The sequence below is a fragment of the Pseudorhizobium marinum genome (assembly GCF_000705355.1).
GTDB lineage: Bacteria > Pseudomonadota > Alphaproteobacteria > Rhizobiales > Rhizobiaceae > Neorhizobium > Neorhizobium pelagicum.
The window spans coordinates 1-14,701 of the sequence record NZ_JMQK01000041.1; the positions used below are offsets into that span (position 1 = coordinate 1).

A 14,701-nucleotide genomic window follows, 5' to 3' on the forward strand; every position below is an offset into this window, starting at 1 on the left:
ATGCCCCGCGCGGCGTGCGGGTAAATGCCATTGCACCAGGGTGGATCGCAACGCCGCTGACCCAGGTGCTGCAGGACGATCCGGCACGCGCCGGTCCGATCCTGGCGCGAACGCCGATGGCGCGCTGGGGCACGCCGGAAGACCTGCAGGGCCTCGCGCTTTTCTTCGCGAGCCCCCATGCCGGCTTCATCACCGGCACGATCATACCGGTGGACGGCGGTTACGCCATCTCCTGAGAAACAGCATCCAGTGTAACCGAAGATACAGCTTGAGCCGCATTTTCGGTCACAGCCATATCCGGAAGCACTAGACAGGAGCCGGTTGCGGAGATGGTCGAGACGGCGCCGACGGCCGGCTGGGCCATGCGGCCGTTCTCCGCATGCATAGGGACTTGCCGCTTCATACTGCCGACGGGCCGCCATAGTCGCGTAATCTGACCGCGCGACTATGGGGCTTTTTCAAATTGAGCGTTTACCAGTTAGTGAACGACCCGTCGGTACGGCGCAGGTGGGGCGGCTCGGAATAGTCGAAGGGCATCTTCTCCAGCTCCGCCTCGTTCACCTCGATCCCCAACCCGGGCGCGTCCGGCACCACGTAGAAGGCGCCGTGCATCTCGATCTGGCCGGGGAAGAGCGTCGTGTTGTCGAAGCCCCAGTGCTGTTCGGCCGGGCTCTGGCGGCATTCGAGCCAGGCGAAGTTGGCGACCGCCGCGGCGAGATGGACGGATGCGGCGGTACAGACCGGACCAAGCGGATTGTGCGGCATCAGATCCACATAGTGCGCCTCGCACCAACCGGCGACCTTCATCGCCTCAGTGAAGCCGCCGACATTGCAGATGTCTATCCGGCAGAACTGCATGATGTCGCGCTCGACATAGGGGAGGAACTGCCATTTCGACGAAAATTCCTCGCCGATCGCGAACGGGACATCCGTCATGCGGCGCAGGGCTTCATAGGCGGACGGCGTCTCGTCGCGGATCGCCTCCTCGAGGAAATCGATCGTGCCTTGCGGCATCTTCCGGCAGAAGGACGCCGCCTCCGCCACGCTTAAGCGATGGTGATACTCGACGCCGAGCGTCATCGCATGGCCGACCTCCGCGCGGGCCCGAGTGACCCATTCGGCGGTGAGCGCGATGGATTCCCGCGGCTCGAAGCGCTCGCTGTTTTCCTGTCCGTCGGCGATGAAGCGCACGCAGTTCCAGCCGGCCTCCTTCAAGAGCACGGTCTGCTCGATCATCGCCTCGCCGGGCTCGGCCGAGGTGGTGGCGAAGGCCGGCACCAGGTCGCGCTGCTTGCCGCCGAGCAGCTGGTAGACCGGCACGCCGAGCGCCTTGCCCTTGATGTCATGAAAGGCGATGTCGAGCGCCGCAATTGCGGCGGCAAGCACCCTGCCGCCCTCGAAATACTGGCTGCGGTACATCTCCTGCCACAGCGCGCCGCAGCGCATCGGATCCCGGCCCAGCAGGAACTGCCCATAGTGATCGAGCGCCCCCGCGACCGCCTTCTCGCGATAGGACAGGCCGGATTCCCCCCACCCGTGGATGCCGCTGTCGGTCTCGACCTTGACGACGAGCTGATTGCGCACGCCCACTCTCGCGATATACGGCTTGATGGCAGTGATTTTCATGGTGATGTCCAACCAAAAAGGACTGAGCTTTCGAAACTGAGCCGGCAGCCGATCAGAGGGAGTTCAGCGCGATCTACCCTCCAAAATCCGCCCCTTACAGAGCCAGGCCGCTCTTGCGGTCGAACACATGCACCTGTTCGGCGGCGATCGCCGCTTCGAACGGCGCGCCGTAGCGGGCGGGGAAGGCGCCGTCGACCACCGCCGTCACCGCCTCGCCCGCAAGCATGAAGACCACATGGGTCTGCGCGCCCGTCGGCTCGACCACCAGCGTCTGGCCGGCCACGACGCTGCCACCCTCTGATGCACCCGGCACGATGTGCTCCGGGCGAAGGCCGAGTTTCACCGCCTGCCCCCGCTTGACCGCAGAGGAAGGGTCGAGCCGGATCACGGTGCCGTCCGTGAGCCGTGCCGCAGGCCCGCCCGCGTCGGCATCCACGTCGGCGTCGAGGAAGTTCATCGCCGGAGAACCGATAAAGCCGGCGACGAAGACGTTGACCGGTGCGCGGTAGAGGTCGAGCGGCGTTCCCACCTGCTCGATCCGGCCGCCGTTGAGGACGACGATCCGGTCCGCCAGCGTCATCGCCTCGATCTGGTCATGGGTGACGTAGACGGAGGTGGTGCCGACCTTGTGGTGCAGTGTCTTGATTTCGGTGCGCATCTGCACCCGAAGCTTGGCGTCGAGGTTGGAGAGCGGTTCGTCGAACAGGAAGACCGCCGGATCGCGGACGACGGCCCGCCCCATGGCGACGCGCTGCCGCTGGCCACCCGACAGCTGGCTCGGCTTGCGGTCGAGAAGTTCGTCGAGCGCCAGCATGCGCGCCGCTTCGCCGACCCGGCGCTCGATATCCGGCTTGGCGACGCCGGAGAGCTTCAGGTTGAAGCCCATGTTTTCCGCCACCGTCATGTGCGGATAAAGCGCATAGGACTGGAACACCATGGCGATGTTGCGCTCGCGCGGGGTAAGCGGATTGACCACCGTGCCGCCGATGAAGATCTCGCCGTCGGAAATCTCCTCCAGCCCGGCGATCATGCGCAACAGGGTCGACTTGCCGCAACCCGACGGCCCGACCAGGGCGATGAACTCGCCGTCGTCGATCGCCAGCGACACGCCGTGGATGACCTCCACCGCGCCATAGGCCTTGCGGACGTCTCTCAGTTCGACAGATGCCATCTCATTCTCCGTATCACGACTTGACTGCGCCAGCCGTCAGGCCTGCGATGATGTGTTTCTGGGCAAGGAAGAAGACGATGACCGTCGGCAGGATGGTCAGCGTGATGAAGGCGAGCACCAGCTGCCATTCGGTGCCGAACTCGCCGCGGTAGACCATGATGCCGAGCGGCCATGGATATTTCGTCTCGGTGTTCAGCATGATCAGCGGCAGGATATAGCTGTTCCAGCTGTTGACGAAGGTGACGATGCTGACGGTGGCCACGATCGGCCGCGACAAGGGCAGCGACACATACCAGAAGAAGCGGATATAGCCGCAACCGTCGACGAAGGCCGCCTGGAACAGCTCGTCCGGCAGGTTGCGGAAGTAGTTGCGGAACAGCAGGATGCTCATCCCGAGCCCGAAGGCGACCTGCGGCAGGATCACGCCCCAGTAGGAATCGAGCAGGCCGAGGTCGCGGATCCGGATGAAGAGCGGCAGGATCGCCGTCGCCACCGGAAACATCAGCCCGATCAGGAAATAGTTCATCAGGTGGCCGGAGCCGAAGAAGCGCACATGGGCGAAGGTGAAGGCCGCCATGGCCGACGCCACCACCGTCAGGAACACCGTCATCACCGCGATGAACAGCGAATTGGCCATCTGCCGCCAGTAGCGTTCGCCAAACAGGATATCGGTGTAGTTGGACCAGACCCAGTCGGAGGGCAGTCCGAAGGGGCTGGTGCGCAGGTCGCCGAGCGACTTGAAGCCGCCAAGCGCCGTGGTGACGAGCGGCACCAGAACCAGGGCCGCGACCAGCGACAGCGAGACGTAGAGATAGAGGCGGGTTGCCGCCGTCATGCGGACTTGCGTTGTCGTATCAGTCATGGCGCATGAAGATCCGTTTGTAGCCGAAGGCGAGCGTGATGCAGATGACGAAGAGCACGACGCCGACGGCGCTGCCGAGCCCCACCTGCATGCGGGTGACGCCGTAGGTGTAGAGGAAGGTGACCATGGTCTGCGTCGAGTTCGACGGCCCGCCGCCGGTCAGCGGCATGATCAGGTCGAAGAGCTGCAGCGATCCGATGATGGCGAAGAACACCGACAGCCGGACCGTGGAGCCGAGAAGCGGCAGCGTCACGTAGCGGAACTTCTGCCAGCCGGTCGCGCCGTCGATCTCGGCCGCCTCCAGGACGCTCTTGTCGACCGCCTGCAAGCCGGCGATGAACAGCATCATGTGGAAGCCGAAATACTTCCAGACGATGACGGCGAGCACGGCATAAATGGCGAGATCGCGGTCGGCGAGGACATAAGGCGTGGCGACACCGAAGAAGCCGGCGATCGCTGCAAACAGGCCGTAGTCACCGTCGTAGACGAAACGCCAGATCAGGCCGGCCGCGACGTCCGCCAGCACGTAAGGCAGGAAGAAGATCAGCCGGAAGGCGACGACGCCGGCGATCTTGTGGGCGAGCATCGTCGCCAGCCAGATGGCGAGCGGGATCTGCAACAGCAGCGAGATGACGATGATCAGCCCGTTGTTGATCAGGGCCTGGGAAAAGGCACCGTTGTTGAAGAGAACGGTGAAGTTGCGGATGCCGACAAATTCCGTCGGCGTACCGTAGCCGTTCCAGCGGTACAGGCTGTACCATGCGGCCTCGCCCATCGGCAGGATGACGAACAGCGTGAAAAGCAGGAGCGCCGGTGGAAGAAACAGCACCAGGACGGGAAGCCGGCCGCGTGCCGTCGGGCTCTTGTAACGGACCTTGGGTCCGGTCACACCTTGGGTTGCCACTGCCGCGGCAGTCATGTCGGTCATGCCTTGCTTTCCTCCCTGCAAAGCCGGCTGCATGGCGTGCCGCCGGCGCGAGCGCCGACGGCAGTGTCACAAACGGAAACTACTCGAGTTCGCGTGCGTCCTGGATCATCTGCGCGCCCTCCTCCGGCGACATCTGACCTGCGAGGATCTCGACCGAGACATCGTTGACGACGCGCCCGACCGACGGCCCGAGATCCTGGTCGAAGAAGTTCTGGTGCCATGTGGACGCGGCAAGCTGGTCCGCCGCCTCACGCATCAGCGGGTTCTTCAACCCCTCTTCCGCACCGGTGGCTGCAGGGATGATCATCCCGGCGGCGGCCATCTTCTGCTCCTGTTCCGGGCTCGTGAAGAACCGCAGGAAATCGACGGCGGCAGGCGATGCATTCTTGGTGACGGCCCAGCCATTGAGACCGCCGAGCGTGTCGGTGACCTTGCCGGCCCCACCTTCGACCACCGGGAACGGGAAGCGTCCGATGTTTTCCGGCGCCAGACCCTTGCCGTCGCCGGCATTGGTGCGCTGGTTGGCTTCGGTATGCTCGAAACCGAGCAGCATGGCCGCCCTGCCGTCGCCGAAGACGCCGAGCGTCTGAGGCCAGGAGGCACCGAGATAGCCGCCCTGGAAGGGCTCCAGCTTGCCGAGTTCGGCGAGCTGTTCGCCGGCCTTGATGATGGCCGGATCAAGGAAGCCCTCGCCTTCGTTGTTCTTCGCGTTCTCGAAGACCTCCTGGCCGCCGTTGCGCATCACCAGGTAGCTCCAGTAGAAGTGCAGCGGCCACTTGTCGCCACCGCCGCCGGCGATCGGCGTGATTCCGGCTTCCTTCAGCGTCGTCACCGCCGCGAGGAAGTCATCCCAGGTCTTGATGTCGTCGGCATTGAGGCCGGCCTTCTGGAACAGCTCCTTGTTGTAGTAGAAGCTGATCGTGCCCATGCGATAGGGAACCGCATAGACCTTGCCGTCATAGGTCAGCCCGTTCAGCGCCGCCGGCTTGTAGTCCTTGGCCCAGGCGCCGCCATCGGCATTCATCGGCTCGGTCAGATCCATCAGTGCGCCGGTCTGCGACTGCTGGCGCAGCACGCCGCCGCCCCAGCTGTAGAAGAAGTCCGGGGCTGCATCGGACTGCAGCAGCGTCGGCAGCTTCGCCTTGAAAGCCTCGTTCTCCAGGAACTGCAGCTGGACGTCGACGTCCGGATGCTCCTGCTCGTAAGCCGCGGCGATTTCCTCCCAGACCTCGATATAGGCCGGAACCGTCTCGACATGCATCCACTTCACAACCGTTTGCGCCGAAGCGAGGCCTGCCCCGCCGCTGACAGCAAGGGCTGTTAAAGCGCCCAGATTTATGAAACGTTTGGCGCGCGTCAGCGCCATCCTCTGGTCTTGCGTCATCCTGTTCTCCTCCCAAGGTGCGCATTTATTCCCTGACACGTACAAAATCAGGCGAAGAATACGCTCCTGTCAACTGGGAAATGATAAATTCTGCGAGAACGCATTGACACACCGCGATTTCTTTCGTCTATTTTGTCCGGATACCGAAGATAATACATGGGCGAGCGCGCACACTGCGATGAAAACTGCCGATCCGGAACTGATGCGCGCCATCAATCGCTTCACCGTGCTGGACACCATCCGGCGCCACGGCCCTATTTCCCGGGTCGAGATCAGCGAACGCTCGCAGCTTTCAACGACGACAGTCTCGGCCATCACCGGTTCGCTGCTGGATGACGGGCTTATTCTGACCCGGCACGAGGGTGACATCCGCAATGCCGCGGCCCGCGGCCGGCCGCGCGTGATGCTGGAGCTGAACCCGGACGCGGCCCGCGTCGTCGGCGCCAAGATCGCCGCCAACCACATGGTCTTCGTGGTCAGCAACTTCTGCGGCGAGGTGATCTCGACGCTGTCGCTGCCGATCAGGGTCAACCGCCAGCCGATCGGCGTCATCGCCGACCTGGTGGAGGACGGCATCCGCCGCTGCGTCGTCGATGCCGGGCTTGGCCTGCAGGAGATTTCCACGGTTTGCATCGGATTTCCAGGGGTGGTCGAGCACCGCACCGGGCGCGTTCGTTCGAGCCCCATCGTCAGCGAGCCGGACATCGACTTTGCCCGCGAGATGACCGACCGGCTGAACGTCGCGACGATCGTCGAAAGCGATGCGCATGCCATCACGCTTGCCCATCACTGGTTCGGCAAGGGACGTGATCTCGACGACATGGTTCTGGTCTCGCTGGAGCACAGCCTGGGCCTCGGCGTGCTGCATGGCGGCCAACTCTTCCGCGGCGCTGGCGGCCTCAGCCACAATCTCGGCGACTTGATGATGGGAATTGGCCTGCCGGAAACGGTCCGGCTCTCCGCTCTTGCCGGGGAAGCGGCAATTCTGGGAGAACAGACGCAGCAGGGCAGGTTTGCGGATGCCGTCCGTCTGGGACGGGGCATGGCGCTTGCCGAAACCCTCATTGCGGCGGAGGACAACGCGCTGATCGTGGCCGCCACCCGCGCCGGAGAGGCCGTCGGCATCGCAGTCGCCAATATCGTCACGCTCTTCGGTCCACCGCGCGTGATCATCGTCGGCTCGAGCCTCTCGCTCGGCGAGCTGTTCTTGAAAACCCTATCTGACTCCTACAGGTCTGCGATCCCCTCTTCGATACGCGAGATCGCCGAACTGGTCTTCGACCCGTCGCCGGACGAGATGTGGGCGCAAGGGGCGGCGGTCGTGGCACTCTGCGAGCTCTACGAGTCCCCATGGGGCACCACCGGGCCGGCTCCGGCGCCGCAGCCGGCAAGCGGCTGACGTTTTTTTTTGGAAAAGCAATCTGGGAGGATTCATGAACAAGGTAGGTATCGGCATCATCGGCTGCGGGAACATCTCGGCGGCCTACCTGAAGGCTATGGCCTCCTTCGCCATTCTCGACATCAAGGGCGTGGCCGATCTCAACCGGGAGCTTGCCGAGCAGCGTGCCGCCGAATTCGGACTGACGGCACGATCCGTCGAGGAGCTGCTCGCCGATCCCGCCATCGAGATCATCGTCAACCTGACGGTGCCGAAGGCCCATGTCGCGGTTGCGATGCAGGCGCTCGATGCGGGCAAGCACACCTATTCGGAAAAACCGCTGGGCATCAACTTCAAGGAGAGCCAGGCCCTGGCCGAAGCGGCCAAGGCGAAGGGCCTGCGCATCGGTGCCGCCCCCGACACCTTCCTCGGCGGCTCGCACCAGACAGCCCGCGCGCTGATCGATTCGGGCGTGCTCGGCATGCCGGTCGGGGGCACCGCGACCTTCATGTGCCCCGGACACGAACGCTGGCATCCCAATCCCGATTTCTACTATGAAGTCGGCGGCGGGCCGATGCTCGACATGGGACCCTATTACATCACCGACCTCGTCAACCTGCTCGGCCCGGTATCCCAGGTGGCGGGTTTTGCGATCTCTCCCCGCAGCGAGCGCCTGATCACCAGCCAGCCGCGCAACGGCGAGCGTATCCCTGTCCATATCGCCACACATGTCGCGGGCGTCATGGCCTTCGACTGCGGTGCCGTCGTGCAGATCGGCATGAGCTTCGACGTGGCCGGCCACAAGCACGTGCCGCTGGAACTCTACGGCACCGAAGGAAGCCTGATCGTTCCCGATCCGAACCACTTCGGCGGCCAGGTCGAGCTCCTGAAGAAGGGCGGCAGCTTCGAGCCGCAGGAAACGACGCAGCCTTATGCGGATGGCAACTACCGCTCGATCGGCGTCGCCGACATGGCGCATGCGATCCGCTCGGGCCGGCCGCACCGCGCCAATGGCGATCTCGCGCTGCACGTGCTGGAGGTGATGGAAGCCTTCCAGCATGCCGCCGACAGCGGCACCACCATCAAGATCAACACGAAGACCGAGCGACCGGCGCCCTTGTCGGCATCGCTGAGCGACGGCCAGCTGGCCGCCTGACACTGGAAAAATCACATTGGGAGGACTGAAAATGCGTGAAGCCCTGATCGTCTGGGGTGGCTGGAGCGGCCACGAACCGGAACAATGCGCCGAGGTCATCAAGGATATGCTCCAGCAGGACGGCTTCAAGGTCTATGTCGAGCGCAGCACCGAGGCCTTCGCCGATCCGTCGATCCACGATCTCTCACTGATCGTGCCGATCATGACGATGTCGAAGATCGAGAAGGAAGAGGCCAAGAACCTCGCCACCGCGATCGAGAACGGCGTCGGCCTTGCCGGCTACCACGGCGGTGCCGGCGACGCGTTCCGCGAATGCGTCGAATACCAGTTCATCGTCGGCGGCCAGTGGGTCGCCCATCCGGGCAACATCATCGACTATACCGTCAACATCACCCGGCCCGACGACCCGCTGATGGAGGGGATCTCCGATTTCCCCTACCACTCGGAACAGTACTACATGCATGTCGATCCCTCCAACGAGGTGCTGGCGACGACGACCTTCACCGGCGAACACGCCTGGTGGATCGACGGCGTCGTCATGCCGGTCGTCTGGAAGCGCCGGTACGGCAAAGGCCGCGTCTTCTATTCCTCGCTCGGCCACGTGGCGCAGGAATTCGAGGTTCCGCAGATGCGCGAGATCTACCGTCGTGGTGCGAACTGGGCGGCACGATAAGTCCCTCCCGACGAGAGACAACTTTTCCCGATCACCGATTCAAACCGGAAGGTGTGACCCCCGGCGGTGCAGGGCTTGGTGGAGACGACTCTGTCAGGTTACGGGGCCTGATGGCATGGAGGCTTGTCTTGAGCAGTCGCCTCCAGAGAGAGCCGCAGTGGTTGAAGATCCGCGCGCGTTTGCTGTGGCGTCCCGCCTTGCTCGCTCTTGAACTCGGAGCCAGGGTGAGCGGCGCCTCAGAGGCCGTTAAAGCCACTGTAACCCAGCAGCGGGACGTCACAGCGCCGGTCGAATGTGTCGACGTTTTCGCTGCGCGCGCAGCCGGCTCTGGTCTGGAAGCTTTGACCAGGCTCTCGGTGTCTGACTTCTTCACGTTGTACGCTGCACCCGGACGCCAAGCTCAAGACAAGCAGCAGCGCCGCAATACGGAGGCGGACGGCGGCTGGATTCCAGCGAACTTCTCGTTCTCGTTCAAACATTGCGGGCGTCTCCATGCAAGCAGACGCGGACTTGCGCGTGCTCGGCAGAAAATTGAATGCGGTGGGGGAAGATCGCAGCTGACTTATCGACCGCCGGGTCTAGGTCGCGATCGAAGGGTAGTCCTTGCCGCGCCAGTGCCGCAGCTTTTGCGCAAATTCCCTTTGGAAGGCCAGGGGCCCGTATTTCTGCGCATAGGGCTCGTCGTAGATGCCGATGAAGATGGTGAGGTTGAGGAAGAAGTGGGCCCCAATCTCGAACAGGCTGACGAAATCATGATCGACCAGCGCGCGGCGCTCTTCGTCCGTGAAGGCGTGGGCACTCGACGCCTCGACGTCATTGCCGAGCAGCTTCGGCCCGATCGACTGTTCCCATGCCGAGACGAAGCTGCGGGGGCTTTCGATGTAGCGCGCAAGCAGGTGAGGATCCCGGTCCACGGTGAAGAGGAACTTGTTCACATAGTACTTGCTCATTGCGCCGCCTCCTTCGGATGCCAGGTGAAGTAGGCTTCCATGGTGTGGAAGAGGTCGAGATAGTCGACGTAATCGGCACCCACTGGACCGGCGACCCCGAGCATCAGCAAGAAGTTGAGGAAGCCGTGCGTCGCATTCCCGCTGCATTCCAGGCTCTGGTGCGTCACCGAGGCGAGAATGGCCTCGATGTCTCCCGTCCGCAGCCATTCGATCGCCTGCTGATCGAAGGCAGGGTCTGGTCCCGTCTCCATGAATTGCCGGGGGCCTCCGAGCTCCAGCGAAAGGTGCCCGGTGCCGATGGCGGCAATCCTCTTGTCGGACGGGTAATCCTCGATAGCCTTGCGGATGGCACGCCCCAGGTCGAAGAACCGCCGCGGCGAAGGCAGCGGCGGGGCAAAGATATTGGTGTAGATCGGTACGATCGGCAGATCGTTTTGCGGGCGCAGGGTGATGATCGGGCAGACGATCGAGTGATCGATCTTCAGCTCGTTGGAAAACGCAAAGTCGAAATCCTGCGCCAGCAACGATTGGTGCAGGAAGCGCGACATGTCCTCGTCGCCCTCGAATGCATACTTCGGAATGCCGAACTCGCGCTCCTCGTTGTAGAAGGTTGCGTCGTAGCGGGCGGCCTTGCCGATCAGGAACTGCGGATAATTGTCCAGAAAGATCTGATGGAAATGGTCCGAGCCGATCATCACCAGAATATCGGGCCCGGTGGACGCCAGCGTCTCGCGGTAGGCCTCGACCTTCCGCTTCCATTCCGGGGCCTGCGGCATCTGATGTTCGGGAGCGGACGTGGTCGCCTTGAAGTAAAACGGATGATGGGTGGACGCGAGTGTCGCGACGAGTCTGGCCAAAACGGTTCTCCAACGTAGCAGTGGCACGAGAGCCACGCCCCACCGGTAGACTGCCGGTCTTCTGCTTCGATTTCGATCTGGCCTGATCGGGTTGCGTTTGAAACACCATTCAGGCTGTCCATCCGAACGGGGTCGGCCCAAAAGCCGGACGTTGGATGGCCCTCTCCGTCTCGATCTCGGGTCGGCTTGAATATGATCTCGAAAACCGTGGCGCACAGGGTTCGGCTCCTACGGCAGGGCGTCGCCTTCGTGCGTTTCTTCGTCTGAGGTTTTTTCAGGCTTCCAGACGAAGTCCTCCGGAAAAGCATGGTAAGGCGAACAATAGAGGCACGCGGTAGCCGCGGAGCCAAAGGCCCTGAGGACCACTGCGGCGGCGCGGCTGCAATCGATTTTGCTGAGCCCTCTACAGACAAAAGCGGGAAACATCCCGATTCTCAATCTAATCCTGAACACCGACAAGCTCCGAGTGCGATGCATGTGTTTGGAAAGCGGCAGGCAATGGGAGGCGTCCATGATCGAGGCATCTGGAGGGATGGCCGCCGCGTCGATGCAGCAGCCAGAACGCCGAGGCCATCGGCGAAAGCCGACGGCGCCGGGCAGGACTCCACGTCCGGCCTATCGCCACCTGACGACGAGTTCGTCGACCTGACGGATGCCGGCGTGTCCGCGAATGTTCAGCTTCTGGTCTCCGACCTCCAGATCGAGCAGCGAGTTGACGAGAGCCGTCAGGGCCTCTTCCATCTCGATTCGTGCCAGGGCTTCTCCGAGGCACCTGTGCTCTCCGCCTCCGAACACGGGATGCCATTTCCCCTGTGGACGCGTGAGATTGAACTGACCGGGATCCAGGAAAACGTCGGGATCCCTGAGACTGGACATGGTGGAGAGCAGGACCGGGCTGCCCCTCGGGATGACATGCCCATCCAGGCTGATGTCTTCGACCGCCAGCCGCGGAATCGATGCCACGGCCGGTTCGAACCTCAGCGACTCCAGAACTGCGGCAGCCACCATCGCAGGTTGATGGTGCAGGGCCTGCCATAGACCATCCCGCCGATCGAGAAGCAGCCCGACCATGATGACGATCGCTGCACGCGTTGTGTCGGTGCCGCCCAGCACGACCGAAACGATCTGCATGACCGCTTCCACGGCAGACATCTGGGCGGCCTCGTCGACGCTCGCGACGTAGTCCGACAGAAAATCCGCCCGCGGATGCTTGCGCCGGTCATCGATGAGCGTCGCGACATAGGAGGAGAGGTCGTTTATGGCCAGCTCGATATCGGGCAGGTCTTCCCGGGTCCAGGACGTGGTCAGGATCTTTGACACCCTGTAGGCCATGCTGGTGAAGAGCGGGACATCGCTCCGCGGAATGCCAAGGATCGCCGCAATGGTGATGGCGGGAATGGAGGCGGCATAATCGTCGCGCAGCTTCATCTCGCCATCACCAAGCTTGAGCGTCACAAGCTCCTCGGCGAGAGACCGGACGTTGGCTCGGAGCCCCTCCATCATCCGAAAGGCGAAACACCGCGACAGAGGTTGCCGGCGGCGACGGTGGGTTTCGCCATTCGAGAACAGCAGGCTGTTCGAAACGAGCTCCATCACGGGGCCATCCGCGATGCCGCGGGCCCTGATGAGCTCCGTCTCGATCTGGCGTGTTCTCGGATCGCTGACCAGTGGCTGGACGTCATGCGCGCGCAGGACGAGAAAGGCCCCATCCTCCCTTTGCACGAAGGGAAATTCGGGGCGAAGTTCTCTGTAGACCTCGTGTGGCGCTGCATTGAGGGTTGCAAAGCTCAGTATCGGCGGGGAGACGGTATTTCTGCCTGGCAGCGACATGGTCACGGGAAAGCCTCTCTTGTTGCGTGACCTCGTTCTCGACCCTCCGCAATGCTTCAATCTTTCAAGATCGGGCGATGCGGTTTCAGATGTAATCCGGTGATTGAGCGATCGCTCAGGCGGGATGTTCGACGGCAGCGAGCGCAGGCGGCGCTGCAGCCCATGATGCGCCACCCGTTGCAATTGTAGTCACGGCGAGCCGCAGTGAAAATCTTCGTTAACGCGACAGGTCGATTGACGTCATGCGCTGAACGCCGCGGCGATCCCGTGCGATAGGCAATCCTGACCGCTCTGGTACCGACACGTGAAAAAAATCGAAGTCATATTCCCGCCCTCCCGAATTTCCGACATGAGGGAAGCCTTGGCCGAGCATAGGATCTTCGAATTTGTCGTGTCGGACGTGACGGATATTGCGCCGAAGAACGCCAGGGGCTTCGATGATCGGGACATCCAGCGCAACATGGGCGAGAAGGCGGCCTACAAACTCGAACTCGTGACCAGCGACACCCGGGCAAGCGACATCACCGAGACCCTCTCCATCGTTCTCATCGGCTATGGCGCAGACAGCAAGATACTCGTCACGAATGTGCGTGAAGTGGTGACGCACTAGATGCGTCGGTGACGAGCATCGCTGACGAATGCCAGAACCCCTCGGCAGCAAACCTCGTGAAAGATTTCCGACCTGAATGAGAGCAGCCTCCAGGCATTTTCAAGCGAATGCTCCGACACTTCGAAGCCGCCAGCCTGCGTCGGATTTCGAATTGCCGGCACTGCAGGAAGAACGTGTTTCAGAAGGGAATGCTGTAAATGATCGATTTGATCATCTCCAGCAACACGCAGTAGAAGCCGATAACCGCTGCAAACGACATCAGGGCGACCAGACCCGGGAGCCAGAAGCTGGGCTCCCTGATCGGCGTCTCCGTCGTGGCCTCCATGACAGGCTGGAGAGCTTTGAAAGTCGCTTCCTCGACGATGGCGGCTACCTCACCCTCGCTGGACGCGCTCCCTTCGCTCTTTCGCCGGCTGCTGGGCCGCCAACGCCGATGCGACGACAGGCATACGACGACGCCCCGGCCTTGCTGCTCCTCTTCAGATCGCTTCGCCGTCTGCAGTTCGCTTTCATACTCGGTCATCATGGCACCCGCTCGATTTCGAGCGATGGATGCCGAGTTTGGGTTTCCTGACGATGTCGCGGCCAACGACTACGATTATGACTGTAACCGGACCCGGCGGGATATGGATCGGAACCGATCCTGCCAAAGCATCGCAGGACCTGTCCTTGGTCCGCGACTTCCGGTTTCGCCGGCATCTGCAGCAGGGCCAAGCGGGAATCGTCCCGCGCGCTACAAACGTAACCCGACTCCTCAGAGCTGCAATCGTGTCGACAGAAGATGTCGGCACTCCTTGCCTGCTCCACCTGGAGCTTTCGCAAAAAAAGGCTTCGCGATTGCACGCACCAGTGCCTCGCGACCAGAAGGGGCCCCCGATCATGGCCATCGTTTCAGGCGCCCCTGCAACCAAACGCACATGATGGCCGACCGCAAACCATGTCGGCAGGTGGGGTTGTTCCAGCGCCACTGCCGCCACCGGACATAAGCAAGGAACGCCAAAGCCCGACGAGGCTATGGACCAGCCAGGAAGATTTCTCATGACAAAATACAAGCTCGAATACATTTGGCTTGACGGCTACACCCCGGTCGCCAACCTGCGCGGCAAGACGCAGATCAAGGAGTTCGATGCGTTTCCGACGCTCGAGCAGCTGCCGCTTTGGGGCTTCGACGGCTCCTCGACCATGCAGGCCGAAGGCCACTCGTCGGACTGCGTCCTGAAGCCGGTTGCCATCTATCCTGACCCGGCCCGCACCAATGGTGCGCTGGTGATGTGCG

The 14,701-nt window shown here is 62.6% G+C and carries 15 protein-coding genes; 6 read left to right on the forward strand and 9 right to left on the reverse strand.

Annotation, left to right across the window (positions count from 1 at the left end; all coding sequences use genetic code 11):
* The coding region (locus tag EO99_RS0124655; protein WP_029621207.1) for an SDR family NAD(P)-dependent oxidoreductase at window positions 1–236 on the forward strand (236 nt) is incomplete at its 5' end.
* 235 nt (window positions 237–471) lie between these two features.
* On the opposite strand, the gene EO99_RS0124660 is transcribed toward EO99_RS0124655, so the two are convergent.
* From EO99_RS0124660 to EO99_RS0124680, 5 genes are all read right to left on the reverse strand, one after another.
* Entirely contained in the window at window positions 472–1,638 is a 1,167-nt protein-coding gene (locus tag EO99_RS0124660) for a mandelate racemase/muconate lactonizing enzyme family protein (protein ID WP_210165113.1), read from the reverse strand.
* Window positions 1,639–1,720: 82 nt separating this feature from the next.
* Window positions 1,721–2,797 (reverse strand): ABC transporter ATP-binding protein, encoded by a 1,077-nt coding sequence (locus EO99_RS0124665; protein ID WP_029621209.1) that lies wholly within the window; start codon window positions 2,795–2,797, stop codon window positions 1,721–1,723.
* A gap of 13 nt (window positions 2,798–2,810) precedes the next feature.
* Complete coding sequence (locus EO99_RS0124670) at window positions 2,811–3,659, reverse strand: carbohydrate ABC transporter permease (RefSeq protein ID WP_029621210.1); 849 nt, start codon at window positions 3,657–3,659, stop codon at window positions 2,811–2,813.
* Window positions 3,652–4,587 carry a carbohydrate ABC transporter permease gene (locus tag EO99_RS0124675; protein ID WP_029621211.1) on the reverse strand — a complete coding sequence of 312 codons (936 nt, stop codon included), beginning with the start codon at window positions 4,585–4,587 and terminating at the stop codon, window positions 3,652–3,654. The genes EO99_RS0124670 and EO99_RS0124675 overlap by 8 nt, the downstream gene beginning before the upstream one ends.
* Before the next feature lie 79 nt (window positions 4,588–4,666).
* Window positions 4,667–5,971 carry an ABC transporter substrate-binding protein gene (locus tag EO99_RS0124680; protein ID WP_029621212.1) on the reverse strand — a complete coding sequence of 435 codons (1,305 nt, stop codon included), beginning with the start codon at window positions 5,969–5,971 and terminating at the stop codon, window positions 4,667–4,669.
* 178 nt (window positions 5,972–6,149) lie between these two features.
* On the opposite strand from EO99_RS0124680, the gene EO99_RS0124685 reads away from it, so the two are divergent.
* Genes EO99_RS0124685 through EO99_RS0124695 form a run of 3 tightly spaced genes read left to right on the forward strand, consistent with a single transcriptional unit; the run spans window position 6,150 to window position 9,178 of the window.
* Window positions 6,150–7,370, forward strand: coding sequence for an ROK family transcriptional regulator (locus tag EO99_RS0124685; RefSeq protein WP_029621213.1), 1,221 nt, complete (start codon window positions 6,150–6,152; stop codon window positions 7,368–7,370).
* Window positions 7,371–7,404: 34 nt separating this feature from the next.
* Entirely contained in the window at window positions 7,405–8,505 is a 1,101-nt protein-coding gene (locus tag EO99_RS0124690; RefSeq protein ID WP_029621214.1) for a Gfo/Idh/MocA family protein, read from the forward strand.
* A gap of 31 nt (window positions 8,506–8,536) precedes the next feature.
* Window positions 8,537–9,178 (forward strand): ThuA domain-containing protein, encoded by a 642-nt coding sequence (locus tag EO99_RS0124695; protein ID WP_029621215.1) that lies wholly within the window; start codon window positions 8,537–8,539, stop codon window positions 9,176–9,178.
* A 578-nt stretch (window positions 9,179–9,756) separates the two neighbouring features.
* Here EO99_RS0124695 and EO99_RS0124700 read toward each other — a convergent pair.
* The 3 genes from EO99_RS0124700 to EO99_RS0124715 form a co-directional block, all read right to left on the reverse strand.
* Window positions 9,757–10,128: a hypothetical protein gene (locus EO99_RS0124700; protein ID WP_029621216.1), complete on the reverse strand. Its 372-nt coding sequence runs from the start codon at window positions 10,126–10,128 to the stop codon at window positions 9,757–9,759.
* Window positions 10,125–10,985, reverse strand: coding sequence for a DODA-type extradiol aromatic ring-opening family dioxygenase (locus tag EO99_RS0124705; protein ID WP_029621217.1), 861 nt, complete (start codon window positions 10,983–10,985; stop codon window positions 10,125–10,127). The genes EO99_RS0124700 and EO99_RS0124705 overlap by 4 nt, the downstream gene beginning before the upstream one ends.
* Before the next feature lie 615 nt (window positions 10,986–11,600).
* Window positions 11,601–12,815 carry a cytochrome P450 gene (locus EO99_RS0124715; RefSeq protein ID WP_051680076.1) on the reverse strand — a complete coding sequence of 405 codons (1,215 nt, stop codon included), beginning with the start codon at window positions 12,813–12,815 and terminating at the stop codon, window positions 11,601–11,603.
* A 361-nt stretch (window positions 12,816–13,176) separates the two neighbouring features.
* Here EO99_RS0124715 and EO99_RS0124720 point away from each other — a divergent pair, with 361 nt between their 5' ends.
* Complete coding sequence (locus EO99_RS0124720; RefSeq protein ID WP_029621220.1) at window positions 13,177–13,425, forward strand: hypothetical protein; 249 nt, start codon at window positions 13,177–13,179, stop codon at window positions 13,423–13,425.
* Between the two features lie 178 nt (window positions 13,426–13,603).
* On the opposite strand, the gene EO99_RS0124725 is transcribed toward EO99_RS0124720, so the two are convergent.
* A complete protein-coding gene (locus tag EO99_RS0124725; protein WP_029621221.1) occupies window positions 13,604–13,951 on the reverse strand; it encodes a hypothetical protein in 348 nt (115 codons plus the stop codon).
* A gap of 512 nt (window positions 13,952–14,463) precedes the next feature.
* On the opposite strand from EO99_RS0124725, the gene EO99_RS0124730 reads away from it, so the two are divergent.
* A partial coding sequence (locus EO99_RS0124730) for a glutamine synthetase beta-grasp domain-containing protein (protein WP_029621222.1) occupies window positions 14,464–14,701 on the forward strand: 238 nt, incomplete at its 3' end.